The following is a 16,277-nucleotide window of genomic DNA, read 5'->3' as shown; positions in this document are numbered from 1 at the left end:
GCTTAACCGTCTACCTTTATCATAAAAGTCCCTGATAAAGCTTGTGGCATATACTGCTCAAAAAAGGCTTTGTGATGCGCGACGGGGTCGACATCTTCAAATGCTTCGGGATAGATAGATTTGGCAAGAAATTCAAGAAACACATGATCATAGATAGTGCGTGTCCCTGAGTGATACATACCATAAACGTGACCATTTTTGACTGCGGTTAGTTGTGGCCAACCTGCACGCGTCAGATAAGGTTGATAGCGCGCCTGAGCCGCGTCGAGGGGCGTATCGAATCCAAGTAACGCACTATCTGTATGCTTAGCCCAATGTGCACCGGAAATGAAAATAACTTCAGGGTCTTGGCTGAGTACGTATTCTGGTGTCAAGTGTGCCGAGCCTTGAATTTTTCCAGTCGCAATGTTGTTGGCTCCTGCTAAATCAAGCAAGTTGCCCCACATTGCGTTGGCGTAAGACTTGCCATATTCTTTGGCACCACCTGTACCTATTTCAACATAAACACGTCTTGGTGAATGATGGCTCAAATAGTCAGCAACTCGACGTTGTACATCTTTCACAGTCTGTTCGTAGTCTTGGGCGATGGCTTCAGCACGCGCTTGGGTTCCCATAACCTGGCCAATGATTCTCGCACTGGCGACATGTTTTTCAAGTGTCTGCGCATTGAAATCGACAACCACAACCTTAATGCCACTTTTTTCCAACAAACTGACCTTTTCACCAAGCGAGTTGAATTGCCACGCCGCCAGAAGCGCCACATCTGGACGCGTGACTAAAAGCTTTTCAATATCAAAGGTCCCTGTATAAATAGATCCCGAATCAATGATGGTTTCTAATTGTGGGATGATCTTGCGGTAGGTATGCCATTGTGACTGACGGTAATCTTGCCAAGAACGACGTGGAAAGATCGCCACTTTTTGGTAGGCATCAGGCCCTGCTATCGCTAAATAATCTTCGAAATAAAATCCAAGGAACAGTCGTTCTGCGGGCTTATCGAGTGTAATTTTTCGACCAAGAACGTCTTCAATTTGGATGTTAGCCCAAACTGGCACAGCACCACAGAGCGACACTAAGGCCACTGCCAGCCATTGACTGAATTGTTTTTTCATTTAATCATACCGTAATAATAATAATTATCAGGCGCAATGTTATATCATAACAATTATAAACAAAACAAGTTTCATAATATGATTTATGAATAGGTTTGGAAGTCACCTCCAAAGATACAGGTTGCCTGATATTGGTTGTATCACTGATATATTGCGTAATGCGGAAACATGGGAGGGAAAATGAGATGCCTTTGCTGAGTCATTCATATGCAAAGGCAAGTGGAGTCGATTAACGGTTGTCGAAGAGGTTTGCGTGCTGTAGTGCTTCACGTTTTAGCCACTGAACGAACACTGAAATACGCGCTTTACGAATGGAATTTGAATGGTAAGAAGCGACATACTCTATTCCATTATCAAGCTCAATATCAAATGGTTTCACCAAAAGCCCACGCTCTATAAAGTCTCCCGCCAAGCTGTCTGTCCCGGGGCATACGCCGTGGCCCGCGATCACTGCGTTGATTCCCATATCCAATGTGTCCACTTCCATCCATTCACATGCGCGCTGGCTAATATCTACATTCGCTTTAGCAAACCACGACTCCCATGAAAAATGATGAGACCGGATTCCCTTTATAAGCCAGCACTTCAACAACTGCTCTGGGTGAGTAAGTTTCATGTCACGCGCTAAAGACGGAGAACAGACTGGGAACACCGCTTCATTGAACAGCATTTCCCGTACAATACCCTCCTCATGAAAGTTAACTTCACCAATGGCGACATCAATCTCGCTTGTCAGTGCCACTTTAGGCGCCATAGCAGAACTAATGCGGATCAGCGTTTCTGGATACTCAAGTGAAAATTTCCACAATCTTGGCATCAACCAACGCGCAGCAAATGAGGGGCTGGTTGCAACGGATAAGACACCTTCAATCGGTTCGGGTTGAGTAGCGTTGAGCCCTTCTATCAAAGTTTCAAAAGCACTGGAGACTTTGGTATACAACCTTTGTCCCTCTCCTGTAAGTACCATATCTCGCCCTTGGCGAATGAATAACTTGCAGCCTAATGCCTCTTCCAATTGACGAAGTTTTTGGCTAACCGCTGCCTGTGTCACACACAGCTCTTGAGCCGCTCTGCTGTAACTCTCCCAGCGTGCAGCGGCTTCAAAGTAGCGTATATTGCTTAAAAAGTGCAGCCTCTTGTCCATAAGCCTACCTTATACGTCCCGTTACTATTCGTCGTTCGAAGTTAATCCTATGTTACTTAATAATGCTGACATTACTAGATTAAAACACATTGATTACGCTTAATTCATTCCTAACAAATAACATAAAAATAAGCTTAAGTTATGAAGCTTTTTTCTTGAACCCATAACAATCATCATAAATTTCAGAGGATTTAATGAAAGACTTCCATCACTACGAACCCATCTTGATGCGCAGAACTTACCAAGAAGTATCGATGGATACAGTTCCAAAGCCTTACCATGTACAGCCTTTGCTGCGCAACTTATTGATACTGACGAGTGTGCTGATAGGCTTAGGTTTTGTGTGGCTCTAGCTAACACTTCATTGACCAAAGTGAAATGATGCCCTAACTCCAGATTGTGCCAGCATCATTATGCTGGCCGACCGCATTTCAAACCCTGTTTCTCAACATTTTTTACTCCGTTTCCAATTCCCAGCATCAAAAAAATACACTATGCTAGGGCTGCCCATCATAATGGGTACCGTATACACATATTTATTCTCAGGGCGGGGCGGAATTCCCCACCGGCGGTATATCTTTAGCAAGATGAGCCCGCGAGCGCTCGATTCGTCGAGGTCAGCAGATCTGGTGAGATGCCAGAGCCGACGGTTATAGTCCGGATGAGAGAGAATTAATGCACACCAGATGTTTCATCATGAAACGCTGGTGCACTTTGCGTTGTCTTCTATCCCATATAGCCCTGATTCTGGTAAACAATGAGGAAACACCATGAATCAGACATCGTTACTTGCCGAATTTGGCACTCCTATTGATCGCGTCAACGCGGCGCTTGATGCTCTAAAGCGCGGACAAGGCGTTTTGTTACTTGATGATGAAAACAGAGAAAATGAGGGTGACTTGATTTACTCTGCTGAACATCTGACGCCTCAGCAAATGGCACTAATGATTCGAGAATGCAGCGGCATCGTGTGCCTATGCTTAACCGATGACAAAGCCAATCAACTTGATTTACCACCTATGGTAAGCCGTAACGACAGTGCGAATAAGACGGCATTCACCGTGTCAATTGAAGCCAAAAAAGGCGTCACCACAGGCGTCTCAGCCCATGACCGCGTTACCACTATCCAGACCGCTATTGCGCCAGATGCGAAGGCACAGGATTTAGCACGTCCTGGGCATGTATTTCCTTTGCGTGCTCGCTCTGGTGGCGTTTTAAGTCGCCGCGGCCACACAGAAGGAACGGTCGATCTGATGACTCTAGCAGGTTTGTCTCCAACAGGTGTTCTGTGTGAGGTCACTAATCCCGATGGCACCATGGCTCGCGCTCCACAGATCGTTGAGTTCGCACGAGAGCATGAGATGCCTGTATTAACGATCGAAGATATCGTCGCCTATCGGCTACAACACACCAACGCTTTAGCCAGTTGATCGTAAGGAGTAACATCTATGTTTACAGGAATTGTCTCCTCCATTGCGACAATAAAACGAATTGATGATCGCGGAGGAATTCGACAGGCCTAAGCTTTGTATCGCGCCAGCGCTCAGCGCAGGCGCGATATTACCTTAAACTTGGCTGATACTTCTGTTGCAACCTCTGTTGAGTACCGTCTTCAATTAACCCATCTAGATGGGCTTGCATCGTTGCAATGATGTCATCTGGTACTGAACGATGGCAAGCAAGCCCCATCTTGATCGGGAATAAATCGAGAACTTTCTCAACAGGCAAGCCGTCCTGTTTAAAGGCGAGATATCGAGATTCAGCCAAAGCGACCATATCCACTCGCCCGGCAAATAACTTTAAGACAGATTTGGTCGCGTCATCAGCACGATCTAAATGTTTGAAGCCCTGTTCTTTTAAGAATGTTTCTGCGACATCTTGATTTTGAACACCAATGCGATAGGACTTTGCTTCATCCATCGCATCAATATTGAACCCAGCATCTTGATGCTTAATGAGTACAGACATGTTGATAGAAAGTGGTTCTACCCACTTAAACAAGTCTCGCCGCTCAGGCGTGTTTGAGGTCGTAAAAACACAGGTGAACGCTTGTGTCTGAGCTAGATGAAGAGCTCTCGCCCAAGGGTAAACCTGCATCTCGTATTTCAACCCAGAGCGATGGAGGATTTCCTCGACTTGTTCAGTCGCTATGCCTTTGAGTATACCGCTTTCCGTGTAGCTAAGCGGTGCATACTCTTCTGTTGTGATCGACAACATCAAGCTCGCGTAGACCGGCGAAATGTTCAATACAAATAGCAACCACAAAATTCTCATGCACACCCTCCTAGTAATTTAGGGTAGTATTACAACGGTTAATTTGCCCAACTAAAAAGTGCCATGTACAACGCAGCTCGTCGAAAAACAAAAGGTCGACTCACATTGCACGGGACGACAAATAACCATGGGAGTTCATGCCTCAACAGAGGCTTGTGAATTTGGCTCACCCGCGTGCCGCAAGATCTTTGCTGAACGCCTCTAATAAAAAGTCGATAAAGACCTTTTTACGTTTCGGCATCAATTGCCGATCTGCGTAAACCAAGCTCACTAGCACTTCTGGCATTTGATACTCAGGAAGCAGTTGAATAAGCCGCCCGCTGGCAAAGTGCTCTCGACAAATGAACTCGGGTAGTACTGCGATGCCAAGCCCGTCCAAACAGGCCTTAAGGCAGGCAGTAATGGTGTTAACTCGTAATCGGTGTGGCAGGTCAATTTGTAATGAATCTCCGTCTTCTGGGATCAAATGCCATTTAGGTAACCTCACCGCACGGTTAAACACCTCAACCATTTGATGCGGTGGAATTAAGTCACGATGAGACTCTATAACGCCATACTCTTTCAGGTATTCTGGACTAGCAACTAGTACGCGTTGAGATCTCGTCAGTGGGCGAGAAACCAAAGCAGAGTCTTCCAATTCACCAATTTGCGCGTACAAATCAATGCCTTCAGCGATGATGTCGACTTCTCGATTAGACAGTTCGAGGTTTATGGTGACGCTAGGGTATTCCTTGAGAAAAGCATTGATGTATGAACCCATAATTTGATGCCCGAGCTCTACTGGCAACACCACATTTAAAGGCCCACGAATCAAATCCTGATTGGCAGAGACTTCAAGCTCAGCCTGATTTATGATCTCCAGCATTTGCAGGCTGGATTGATAAAACCGCTCACCTTCCGGTGTTAACACTAAACTTCTCGTTGAACGCGTGATCAAGCGCACACCTAGATGCTTTTCTAGCTCAACTAACTTTCGGCTCACTGTTGATTTGGTCATATTCAGCGCATCCGCTGCATGAGTAAAACTCCCACAATCAACAACTTGTGCAAAAACAGTAATCGCATTCAAATCCATCTCATCACCTTACGCCTTAATTAGTTAAATTTTTGCAACAGTGTTTCTTTTTTTTTCCTATCTTATCAATCAATCCAAATCATTTACACTTTGTAACATCTGCCGAAGACGAAAACTGAATACGAGAAAAATAATGACGAATACACTTACCGAGACTAAGCCAGTAAAATCCAGAAAAGCGCCTCTTATCGCAACAGCCATTATGCTGTCACTGGGCTTGCTGGGCGGTGGGTACTGGTTTGGATACGGTCAGTACTTCGAATCGACTGACAATGCCTACCTTCAGGGAGAGATCACCACCATCAGCCCTAAAGTGGCTGGCTACATTGAACACTCCTTTGTCAGTGACAACCAAAAAGTCAAAAAAGGCGACCTATTAGTACAAATTGACGACCGTGACTACCGAACTGCGCTCGAACAAGCGCAAGCGCACCTTACCGTCACCCAATCCAGCGTAGAGAATTTGAAAGCACAGCAAACCTTGCAACAAAGCCAAATCCATCAAGCAGAAAGCCGCGTCGATTCAGCAAAAGCGGAATATGACCGCGCAGTTCAACAAGTTCAACGCTCGCGTAGCCTTCTTAAACGCAACTACGCTTCGCAAGATGAAGTCGACAACATGCTGGCTCAACAAAAAGTTACTCAGGCGGAGCTCGATGAAGCAAAAGCAAGCTTGGTTGCCGCTCACGATCAACTTGCGGTCATCGATAGTGATATTAAACAGGCTCAAGCGTCCATCGTTGAGTCTCAAACAGCTGTAGAGCAAGCTCAGCTCAACCTTGACTACACTAAAATCTATGCGCCGGTAGATGGTATCGTGGGCAAGCGCAGTGTGCGTGAAGGTCTTTTGGTTCAGGCAGGCACACCATTAATGAGCTTAGTACCGACCAGTGACGTGTGGATAGAAGCGAACTTCAAAGAGACTCAATTAAGCGGTATTCATCAGGGACAAAAAGTTGAGATCGAGCTGGATGCCTTTCCGGGCCAACCATTAGAAGGTGTCGTAGACAGTTTTTCACCTGCCACTGGCGCCAAATTTGCGCTATTGCCTCCGGAGAACGCGACAGGTAACTTCACCAAGATTGTTCAGCGCGTGCCCGTTAAGATCACCATCCCTGATCAACAAGCATTGAAAGGCCGACTACTACCGGGGTTATCGGTTGTGGCAACTATAGATACCAGAGGTTAATCCATGTCGGAAGTAACCTTAAACGCGCCTGCCGTTCAAGAGAATCAAGTATCGACACGCCACTGGATCGCTTTATTTGGTGGCTTGATTGGCGCCTTCATGGCCATTCTCGACATTCAGATCACCAACTCGTCACTGAAAGACATACAAGGTGCATTGTCGGCGACTCTGGATGAGAGTTCATGGATTTCGACGTCTTATTTGGTCGCGGAGATGATTGCTATTCCACTCAGTGGCTGGTTATCTAAAGCACTAGGCAAGCGTCGTTACCTAACTTGGACAACGGCAATTTTCACACTTTCATCACTGCTTTGTTCCTTCTCATGGAACATGACCTCGATGATCGTCTTTCGTGCAATGCAAGGTTTTAGTGGTGGCGCATTAATTCCTCTCGCCTTCTCTCTGGTTATTCAGCTACTGCCGATTAACAAGCGAGCCGTTGGTATGGCGTTGTTCGGTGTTACCGCGACGTTTGCTCCGTCCATTGGTCCAACGTTTGGTGGCTGGCTGACAGAAAATCTTTCCTGGCACTACATCTTTTATATCAACATTCCACCAGCGCTTCTGGTGATTACAATGATTCGCTATGGATTGGATGACGAGAAATTAAATCTAAATACCCTCAAAAAAGCCGATTGGTTCGGCATTGCGACTATGGCGTTAGGTTTGGGGTGTCTCGAAGTTGTGTTAGAAGAAGGAAACCGTGAAGAGTGGTTCAGCTCTAGCTTTATCATCACACTAAGCATTATCTCTGCCGTGAGTTTAGTGTACTTCGTTATCAATGAGTTACAGCATAAGAAGCCCTTAGTAAACCTAAGATTGCTACGTGACGGACAGTTTGCCATGTCGTGTATTGCTTATCTGATTTTGGGCATGGCCTTACTAGGTTCAATCTATGTTTTGCCTCTCTACCTAACTCAGATCCAGCAATACAACGCGATGGAGATTGGTGAAGTCTTGATGTGGATGGGCTTTCCTCAGCTCCTGATCTTTCCGCTGGTTCCTAAGCTGACTCAATTCATCAAACCTAAGTACTTGGTCACCTTTGGCTTTGCTATGTTTGGCTTAAGTTGCTACGTCAATACTCACATGACGATAGATTTTGCTGGTCACCAGCTGATTCTGTCGATGATCCTACGTGCAATTGGCAGCCCGTTCATTATGGTACCTTTATCTCTAGTCGCGATGAAAAACATCAGCAAGCTAGACACTCCAGATGCCTCGACACTGACCAATGTTATGCGAAACCTTGGCGGGGCTTTTAGCATTGCTATTATTGCAACCTTGCTCGACAACAAAACCCGCGAACACCTCGCACATATTAAAGAATCTCTGCCGTCGGTGAGTACATTAGGTTGGGACACGCTGCATCAGCAGCAAGCCTTCTTTATGCAATCTGGAAGTGACACCGCAACAGCCATGATGCAAGCGCAAGCCAGTTTACTCAGTACCATGCAACGCGACGCCGCGATCATGGCCTACAACGATGTTTTTCTGATGATGACCGCTTTTCTAGCGTTAGCAGCAGTACTCATTCTTAATATGAAGAACTAAATTCATAGCGAAGGTACAAATCTGGGCGCGACGTTACCAAGTCACCTCGCGTCTATTTTCCATCACAAAGCCTGAGTTTAGAATCGTTGCCATCAGCAATACGAATTAGGACTCGAAAGAAAAACCTCTGTTCAGTTTTTTGCCAGCCCCTGCTGCTAACAAAGATGGTGATTCACTCTCTTGAATTCTTCTATCGCTCGCTTATCTGCCTCAATCGAAACTGAATCTGATTCAAGCTTTTCCCAACTTACGCTCTCTGCTTCCAATGCTTTAATCTCACCTTGCCACTCACTAACTACGTAATAATGCAGTAGCTGTAGCTCAGAGGTGGGATGGTAAAGAGAACACAAGTAATGGTATTGATTTGCAGTAATATCTAATTCTTCTTTTAGCTCACGGCACAGGGCTTGTGGCTGAGTTTCGCTATCCTCTATATGTCCACCGGGAATACAGGTTAGGCCAGGGTCACTCGCTTTATCTATCGACCTCTTTTCAACCAATATTTGGTTGTTATCCACCAAAAGAAAAGACACACATTCAAAAGGCTGCATTAAGTCTACTCCCTGTCTTTATCATTTTTCATGTTTAGTTTGCCATTGCCTTGATGTGTTTTTTCACTTTTTTTAATGCCATACGCTGCTTCAATGGGGAAAGGTAGTCAATAAACAGATTACCTGCCAAGTGATCAATTTCATGTTGCATGACGATCGCAAGAAAATCATCACTTTCAATCCTTACAGGTTCTCCGTGTCTATCTAATGCTTCAACGACAACGGATGTGTAGCGCTCAACATCAGCATAGTAGTCCGGGACGGATAAACACCCTTCTTGCCCCATAGCTAAATTCTTACCCTCAACCACTTCTGGGTTGACTAGTATCAGAGGCTGATCGCGGCTCTCCGACAGGTCGATGATGACGATAGACTCACGGCGGCCGACTTGAGTTGCCGCCAAACCAATTCCATTGCTTGTGGCATACAAGGTTTCCAGCATGTCATCGATTAGGGATTGAACGGATTGTATGTCCGATACCTTTTCAGCTTTGATCTTCAGCCTTGGATCAGGTGCGGTCAGAATCTTTAAAACAGCCATTGGTTTCCTTATGTCAAAATTTATTGCGTAGATAATCTACCATGAAGTCGATATAAATCACTGTAAATTATTAATATATATACGGAAACGCTCAAAGTTATTAGCTTTGAGCGTTTCTTCTGACAGGTTGAGTGACGACAAACCGGAACTTAGAGCGTCATATGCAAAAGTGGAAATGGTTTCCCCATATCATCAACAGGTGAGCGCGACTCGACATGGAACCCCATGTGTTTATAAAAGTCGACCGCCATTGGGTTTTGCTCATTCACATCTACTTTGTTTACACCAAGATGCTTAATGGCATATTGCAATAATGCTTTCCCCACTCCCTTGCCTCTCGCGGCGTCTAACACAAACAGCATTTCTACTTTTGCTTCATGAACACCGACAAAGCCAAGAATGTTGCCGGTTTCATTTTTTATACACTTCAGTGTGACGGCCGGGAAAGCTTGTTCAATGATAATAGGTTTAAAAAACTCAATATCTTCTTCTGTTATGAAGTCATGAGTCGCTCGGACTGAGTTTTCCCAAACATCCAGCATCTCTGCAAAATGTTCAGGAAGCACATTTTCTACATTCATAATGAGTCACTTGATTCGTAAGTTGTATCCATGTGCAGCCGCGAATGCGGATCCTAGCAACCGAAAGGAACAATGTATAGATTGAAGAAAAGAAATGACAGGATGCTAACGATTCGCTTCCAAGTTCAACCCAAGTTCACTTTGCTTACGTTTACTCAAACCTGACGCCACCAACCGATAAGACTCGCGCAAGTAGTACTCTAGTTCTTCATCGAGTTCACCTGACGTTTCTACTTGCTGAATCCATTTCATTCCTCGGTTCGCAAAGTAAGGCGCAGGAATATACCCGTCATGCTCGCTGAGAAAATCAAAATTTAGCGGGGAGGTTTTAAACGTAAAGGCGGGTTTGTCCGATTTGCCCCAACCGCCTACGGCAAATACCTTTCCTCCCACCTTCCAAACATGAGAATCCCCCCATTGCACGATATGCGTAGTCGCGGGAAGCTCAGAACAAAACTGATTAAACTGCTCGTAAGTCATACTTATCTCTTCAGTCACTTATAGATTGAGGTTAACGAGAGCTTAGCGCATCAAGAACAAATCGTGATCGTTGCTCAATGCTAACTTTCGGTACTTCCGTTAAGGTGTAGCCAAACAATTGATACGCTTCGCGCATTTTTTCATAAGTGGCCACGGCTTCGGCAAAGTCTTGCTTCCTTTCCGCATCGTTGGCAAATATATCTTTCCAAGGAGGGAAAACAAACACCTGTAGATTGTGCCTGAGTTGATTGCAGTGCTGTGTGAGACACTCAGTCAGAGCCAAGTCTTCTAATAAGCTGTAACCGTAACTATCAACGATACTTCGATCGAAAAATACGAACTCTTCCCCAACACCAATTCGACGATACTTGTCTATTTCTGCCGAAACCATAGCGTCACGAAAAGCGGTTTTATCCAACCATGGAAGGGCATTACCACCGCTCTCAACCTGTTGTTGAATCACTCGTCGACCAACTTCATCCGCGGTCTTGTACCCCTGACTTTGCAGGTGCTCTATAACCGATGTTTTCCCTGAACCAGGCCCACCTGTAAATACAATAAAACGTTTCATTGAATTCCTATTAGCTGAATGGATAAATCTTATTTTATTGCGACTTAGCGAAAAACTAATGGTACAGCAATGATGTGTTATCAAGAAAGAAGTGAAATCTGAGAAGAGCTACCTTGAAGAGTTTAAGCGGGATAATTCTATCCCGCCCAGCAAGAAAAGTTAGTGGACTACGAAGCGCTTACCACCAAGCTTCTACCTGCATACCAACACTGATTTCCGTGTCCTTACCTGTACCAAAAGCATTATCATTTTCTGCATCATTCAGATAAGTAGCAAATACGCGAATCTCAGGTCGAGACCAAAAACCCGCTTTAGGTACCCAAGCTTGTGCAACAGTAAACTTGCTACCTGCACTATCTACGTTATTAATCTTTTCTGAGAAACCACCAATTTCCAGGATAGTACGCATTCTATCGTTCCATTTGTATAGCGGACGAACTACTACGCTGAGTGTGGAGTCATCCGTCGCAGTACCATCAACATCTGTGGCTGCGGCATAACGGATAGAGTGACCAAATTCAATTTTGTCTCCAACAGAAACCACACCCCAGTTGATCAGACGATAGCCTTTCGCATCATTGTTTGCGGCATCACGAACCAGACCATTACCATGACCAAATGTCGTCATTTGCTCCGCGTAACCAGAATTCGCTAACTGAAGGATTGTTTTATTAAAGCCATTATCTAATGATTGTTGAAGGCTTGCCGTAAACATCAGGCTGTTGTCGGCATCTAGTGACTGACCACTACGTTCGTTACCCGCGTGATAATCCAAGCCGACTTCCAAATCTGCATTTTCCCACATTGGGATACCAGCGTATCGAACATCGGCAATAACCGCCGTCGTTTCCTGACCATCATCTAAGTCACCAGCCACAGTATCTTGTAGAAGCGCAACGGACAGCTTACCCGGCCCCATATTAATGTGTTCAACACCACCACCGATACCGCTGACGTCCCAGTAGTAGTTATCTACGATATGAACATCGTGACGCTGGTAGTAACGCTCACCCGCCCAGATAGTGATGTCTTTATCTTCAAATAAACCTGTTGCCTGAACATTCAGCTGTGCTACCTCAACACTGCGATCTTTGGAGTTTTGGTCTTGCCCTTCCCAGTATTTAAGCATCGAGTCAACAACGAATGACACATCGTCTTCTGCATACACTTCTTTTTTCAGGCCAAATTCACCATACAGATCATCTTCGTTTCCAAGACGACCGACTTTGTTTACCTCCCACTTGCTGTTAGAACCGCCCTCATTACTCAGCCCGACACCACCACGCATGTAGCCATAAAATTCGACGGGAGAAGTGGCGGCTAATGTACTGGTTGACAGGATGGCAACGGAAAGTGCGCTGGCAATAGGTAATAGTTTCATAATCCTTTCCTTGTAGCGTTAAAGCTCAATTGATTCACTCAAGTTTGTATATTTTATGATTTATGGGAACAATCCCATGGGATCGATCCCATCCTGAAGTGATAATTTAATCAAGGAAAGTAATCAGCACGATTATTGTGATCGCCATAACTATTAAGATTATTAATAAGTGAGCTAGTTATCGGTTTGACAACCGAGTAAAGGGCTCATAATTTGTTCAAGGAGAAATTAGGGGGAGATGGAAAAATTTGGAGTGCTAAACCATTTAAGGCATTGATTAATTATACAAAATCAAAATAAGGCGGCCACTTACTGTGACCACTTTTCTTTATGAATCAATTGGTTGAGCTCCTCTCTCTTGAGCCAACCAAACTCTTCAAGCTCGGGCTTATCATTAAATTTCGACACGTAACCTAGACATAGTTAATTAAAGCTGCATGCTCCAGAACACTCCGGCAAGTCGGTTTCGCCCCACCGAGTTCATACCAAAATTCTTCATCCAGCTCTCTGATATCAGAGATAGGTACGTCTATAATGGGAAGCTGTTTGGTGACTTCAATTAACCCTAGAACATCCTTTTCACTTTTCACGCACCTTGTGTTGGCTTCTCACCACTTAAGGCTTTAACTTGACCTCAAAATGGCTATAAATGTGTTTTCACATAGATTAAGGTGTTATCCAAATCGCCACTAGGCAGTCGTCTGCCATTGACCAAGCAAGCTTCAAAGTGATAACCGCACCGCGTTGCCACGGCCTGACTTTTAATATTTGACTCAGCCATTTTTATTTCCAGTCTCCTTGCAGAGCGAACGCGGAATGCGTATCGCTCAACCAGACTAACAGCTTCTGTAACGTACCCTTTTCCTGTCTTCGAGGTGCGTAGCCAATATCCGATCTCGAAATAAGGGACACTTTTATCTCTAACAATAAAGCCTATTGCACCGATAAACTGCCCAGTTGCTTTTTCGATAATGTTGAACCAAAACTCATCTACAAACTGCTCAAAGTTCACTAACGCAGTTTTAGTGTTTTCCTCAATATCGGCCAGTGTTAATACATCCGTGACCCAAGGAAGAAAAGGAGCAAACTCCTCTTTGCTATCTTCAATAACAGTAAACATGGATTCTGAATATTCTAAAGAAGGCGGGGTTAATTTAATCCTCTGTGTTTCCATAAAAGCCACCATCAAACATGTAGATAGTAATTGGTTAACTTATTGAGTGGAGTTTTTGCCACTCTGAACGCAATACTCCGTATTTAACTGAGTCATAATACTCGCCATTGAAGTATCTTACTTTTCGCAGTCGAGCTTCTTGCTGAAAACCAAGCTTGAGTGCAAGTGACATCATGCGAGGGTTTCCTGACCACGTTGTCATCCCAACTCGCTCTATTTGCTTGTTTTTAAACAAATAAGTAACCCAAAGAGGAATTGCAGTCGCTGCTATTCCTTTTCCCCAAAAAGCAGAGTCGTAAATGACAATTCCAGCTTCGAGCCAGCGTGTTTCTTCACATTCCCAATAACAACTCACGGTGCCAACAGGAATATCATTTACCGTCACCAATTGAAGATCTTCACCTTTTATCATTCGTTGAAAAGACCCTCTTTCAAACTGTTCAAGTGAAGGATGCGAATATGGGAAATAGGGTCCATTGAACTTTGTCCATTCATCGTTGGATACCACAAGAGCATGAATGGTTTCCAGCTCATCCGGCTTAGCGGGCCTAATATTGATCACGGCATCTGACACAAAATTTCCTTCTTAATTTTACTGGTCCACCTTCATGGCAGAGAGTCTGGTAGCTGTATAGGCAGCACTTTATCGTTGTTTCTAATTGAGAGCAAAAGATTGCAGCTCAGTTTTGTCGATGTTTCATCACCCGACATTAACAATGCTAAAAATCTCGTACTGCGAAAAGTCAGTGCAGGGCTAATAATCAAAAAGAGCGCCCATTGGCGCTCTCTCGAGAAGTTCAAAGCTTACTCTGTAAACGTGGCATTCAGTTTCACTTTATAGTGAGCATAAATGTTTGATGAGTAGTGTCTTGCAACCAGTTGTATCTTCAGTTTTTCTACATCAACCGGCTGTTCCAAAGCCACAGATTGTCGACCGGGGAATTTCAGATAGCTCGAATAAACGCGGTTGCCATTCTCATCATGAATGAATGCAACGACCGATTGATTTCGGGCATTATCATTTGTTTCAACCACCAGCTCTAAAGACTTCACTTTCTTATTATAAGTTGGGGTAAGTTCGATCCATTCCGTTACAGGCTGACCAAAACGAACATACATGGATGTTCCTGCCGAGTGTGTTTCGTCAAAATCAATCACAGGGTCATGGTCTGGAAAACTGTTTGCATCGTTCGGTTTGCTGTTACCGAAATACTCCTGAATTAAACTGAAGTTGTCTCCGTCATAATCTGTATTGGCATCGAGCCCGACTGACTGATACGTTTTTTTCCACCACGTGGGTAGGTAATCGTTGTCGATGCGCGAACTTTCACCAAAGTTAAAACGAAAATTTCCCTCAAATCGCTGACTTGGTTGAGAAAAATCCGCATTGTACAAAGAAATCACAGCTCGATAGTCGTCTTTCCAGTAAGCGATAGGCGTAGCAAATGTATGCTCACCAATACCGGCTCGACAGTCTAGATAGTGCAGCAAAGTACTCGCGCTATCGTAAATACTAATCTTACAATCCATTGAAGAAGGCTGGTTGTTATCATAGCCTAACGTTGCCAAATGTCGTCTGTCAGATGGCAATGAGAGGTTGACAGGAATATTCAAACGCGCGCCTTTATATATCGTCTGACTTACTTGAGTATTGTACGTTTGCAAATGGGGATTGGTATTCGCCACTGCAGCGAATGAGACAAAGGGTATAGCCAACAGAAGTGTTGTTTTCATTGAAGAACCTATAGTTACTTGTTATCAAAAAGATCAATATGATTCACGAATGCTATTTAATACAAGCAAGGCATGTAAACACTCAATAAAGAAAATCAATTGATTTACAAATAGCTATAGGCTGTTACATCATAAAATGTGACGGGTTTGTTTAGGCAAGTCGTCACCCCATGTTAAGCAACCTCTGTGTCCTCTCGATTCAGCTCATCAACTTGCTCAATCTCGGCATCTCTTAGCTTTTGAATAAGTACAGGCAGATCATTACGATAAAAGCTCGCATTGTAGCCTTGAGCAGAAGATGGTAAGGACTGGATAAACTGATACAAAGGCTCGCTAGGTGCTTTGGCATCATCGCTGTTATTGGGAACAAGCAACACCTTTTCATTAACCGTTAACAAAACGCTTTCCAATGATTGTTCGTAATGATCGACGTTTGCGGGTGTTATCGGTTGAAAAACAAAAAAATAGTTAGGCAGTCGAATTATAGTACTTTCATCCTGTTTTGATAATGCACCATAAAACATCCACTGTTGAGTTTCTGATTTGAATCGCCTCTTCATTTTTTCGACACGCACAGTCAATGCTTTTTTCGCGTCTTGAGCTTCCTTTTTACGTTTGGCTTCAAAATAGAAGTAAATGGAGAAGAGGATTAATAGAACAGAAAGTAGCGCAACAAGTATAAAAAAGGGCATGATAGTTTGCTTAAAATAGGTGCTGAGTAGCTGAAAAATAAAAGGAATTATACAAAATGATTCCTTTTCCCACCAAAGGTTATTCGCAATTTAGTGAAATTCGAAACATTCTGCGAGGGGTGACTTTACCGTTCTAAAGTAGAGACAAGCCCCTCAATAAAATGAGCGAACTAATGCAGCCTAAATGATGTTTCACGGATAAAAATCACCAACCGAAACACCCC

The 16,277-nt window shown here is 44.1% G+C and carries 19 protein-coding genes and 1 riboswitch; of the genes, 4 read left to right on the top strand and 15 right to left on the bottom strand.

The annotated features are described in order from the left end of the window. Positions 1-2: 2 nt before the first annotated feature. On the bottom strand, positions 3-1,112 hold the full coding sequence (locus tag KW548_09000; protein ID QXX05402.1) for an ABC transporter substrate-binding protein: 1,110 nt from the start codon (positions 1,110-1,112) through the stop codon (positions 3-5). Between the two features lie 229 nt (positions 1,113-1,341). Further along, positions 1,342-2,256 carry a LysR family transcriptional regulator gene (locus KW548_08995; GenBank protein QXX05401.1) on the bottom strand — a complete coding sequence of 305 codons (915 nt, stop codon included), beginning with the start codon at positions 2,254-2,256 and terminating at the stop codon, positions 1,342-1,344. A gap of 194 nt (positions 2,257-2,450) precedes the next feature. Between KW548_08995 and KW548_08990 the strand changes: the two genes are divergently transcribed. Both KW548_08990 and ribB read left to right on the top strand, forming a co-directional pair. Next, positions 2,451-2,609 carry a hypothetical protein gene (locus KW548_08990; GenBank protein QXX05400.1) on the top strand — a complete coding sequence of 53 codons (159 nt, stop codon included), beginning with the start codon at positions 2,451-2,453 and terminating at the stop codon, positions 2,607-2,609. Positions 2,610-2,790: 181 nt separating this feature from the next. Beyond that, positions 2,791-2,933: riboswitch (FMN riboswitch) on the top strand. A 93-nt stretch (positions 2,934-3,026) separates the two neighbouring features. After that, the gene (gene ribB, locus KW548_08985) at positions 3,027-3,686 is read left to right on the top strand and encodes a 3,4-dihydroxy-2-butanone-4-phosphate synthase (protein QXX05399.1); all 660 of its coding nucleotides are present in this window, start codon (positions 3,027-3,029) and stop codon (positions 3,684-3,686) included. A 130-nt stretch (positions 3,687-3,816) separates the two neighbouring features. Here the strand turns inward: ribB and KW548_08980 are convergent, their stop codons facing one another. Beyond that, positions 3,817-4,530 (bottom strand): transporter substrate-binding domain-containing protein, encoded by a 714-nt coding sequence (locus KW548_08980; GenBank protein QXX05398.1) that lies wholly within the window; start codon positions 4,528-4,530, stop codon positions 3,817-3,819. Positions 4,531-4,696: 166 nt separating this feature from the next. Beyond that, positions 4,697-5,605, bottom strand: a complete 909-nt coding sequence (locus tag KW548_08975) for a LysR family transcriptional regulator (GenBank protein ID QXX05397.1) — start codon at positions 5,603-5,605, stop codon at positions 4,697-4,699. Between the two features lie 133 nt (positions 5,606-5,738). On the opposite strand from KW548_08975, the gene KW548_08970 reads away from it, so the two are divergent. Together KW548_08970 and KW548_08965 are read left to right on the top strand one after the other, a co-directional pair. Further along, positions 5,739-6,794 carry an HlyD family secretion protein gene (locus KW548_08970; protein QXX05396.1) on the top strand — a complete coding sequence of 352 codons (1,056 nt, stop codon included), beginning with the start codon at positions 5,739-5,741 and terminating at the stop codon, positions 6,792-6,794. A 3-nt stretch (positions 6,795-6,797) separates the two neighbouring features. Next, positions 6,798-8,348: a DHA2 family efflux MFS transporter permease subunit gene (locus KW548_08965; protein ID QXX05395.1), complete on the top strand. Its 1,551-nt coding sequence runs from the start codon at positions 6,798-6,800 to the stop codon at positions 8,346-8,348. A gap of 155 nt (positions 8,349-8,503) precedes the next feature. Here KW548_08965 and KW548_08960 read toward each other — a convergent pair whose 3' ends face one another. The 11 genes from KW548_08960 to KW548_08910 form a co-directional block, all read right to left on the bottom strand. Next, positions 8,504-8,899: an NUDIX domain-containing protein gene (locus KW548_08960; GenBank protein ID QXX05394.1), complete on the bottom strand. Its 396-nt coding sequence runs from the start codon at positions 8,897-8,899 to the stop codon at positions 8,504-8,506. Positions 8,900-8,933: 34 nt separating this feature from the next. Further along, entirely contained in the window at positions 8,934-9,440 is a 507-nt protein-coding gene (gene def / locus KW548_08955; GenBank protein QXX05393.1) for a peptide deformylase, read from the bottom strand. A 149-nt stretch (positions 9,441-9,589) separates the two neighbouring features. Further along, entirely contained in the window at positions 9,590-10,021 is a 432-nt protein-coding gene (locus KW548_08950) for a GNAT family N-acetyltransferase (protein QXX05392.1), read from the bottom strand. A 105-nt stretch (positions 10,022-10,126) separates the two neighbouring features. Next, positions 10,127-10,501: an MmcQ/YjbR family DNA-binding protein gene (locus KW548_08945; protein ID QXX05391.1), complete on the bottom strand. Its 375-nt coding sequence runs from the start codon at positions 10,499-10,501 to the stop codon at positions 10,127-10,129. A 31-nt stretch (positions 10,502-10,532) separates the two neighbouring features. Then, positions 10,533-11,072 (bottom strand): AAA family ATPase, encoded by a 540-nt coding sequence (locus KW548_08940; GenBank protein ID QXX05390.1) that lies wholly within the window; start codon positions 11,070-11,072, stop codon positions 10,533-10,535. Positions 11,073-11,250: 178 nt separating this feature from the next. After that, on the bottom strand, positions 11,251-12,453 hold the full coding sequence (lamB, locus tag KW548_08935) for a maltoporin LamB (protein ID QXX05389.1): 1,203 nt from the start codon (positions 12,451-12,453) through the stop codon (positions 11,251-11,253). A 413-nt stretch (positions 12,454-12,866) separates the two neighbouring features. Then, a complete protein-coding gene (locus tag KW548_08930; protein QXX05388.1) occupies positions 12,867-13,043 on the bottom strand; it encodes a hypothetical protein in 177 nt (58 codons plus the stop codon). A 53-nt stretch (positions 13,044-13,096) separates the two neighbouring features. Further along, complete coding sequence (locus KW548_08925) at positions 13,097-13,627, bottom strand: GNAT family N-acetyltransferase (protein ID QXX05387.1); 531 nt, start codon at positions 13,625-13,627, stop codon at positions 13,097-13,099. Positions 13,628-13,661: 34 nt separating this feature from the next. After that, positions 13,662-14,201, bottom strand: coding sequence for a GNAT family N-acetyltransferase (locus tag KW548_08920; protein ID QXX05386.1), 540 nt, complete (start codon positions 14,199-14,201; stop codon positions 13,662-13,664). Between the two features lie 230 nt (positions 14,202-14,431). Continuing rightward, positions 14,432-15,361: a hypothetical protein gene (locus tag KW548_08915; protein ID QXX05385.1), complete on the bottom strand. Its 930-nt coding sequence runs from the start codon at positions 15,359-15,361 to the stop codon at positions 14,432-14,434. A gap of 173 nt (positions 15,362-15,534) precedes the next feature. After that, positions 15,535-16,053 carry a hypothetical protein gene (locus KW548_08910; protein QXX05384.1) on the bottom strand — a complete coding sequence of 173 codons (519 nt, stop codon included), beginning with the start codon at positions 16,051-16,053 and terminating at the stop codon, positions 15,535-15,537. Between the last annotated feature and the right edge of the window lie 224 nt (positions 16,054-16,277).

It is taken from the genome of Vibrio neptunius (assembly GCA_019339365.1).
GTDB classification, from domain to species: Bacteria; Pseudomonadota; Gammaproteobacteria; order Enterobacterales; family Vibrionaceae; genus Vibrio; species Vibrio neptunius.
Note: the sequence above shows the minus strand (reverse complement) of the source record. Positions and strands in the feature narration are given on the sequence as shown.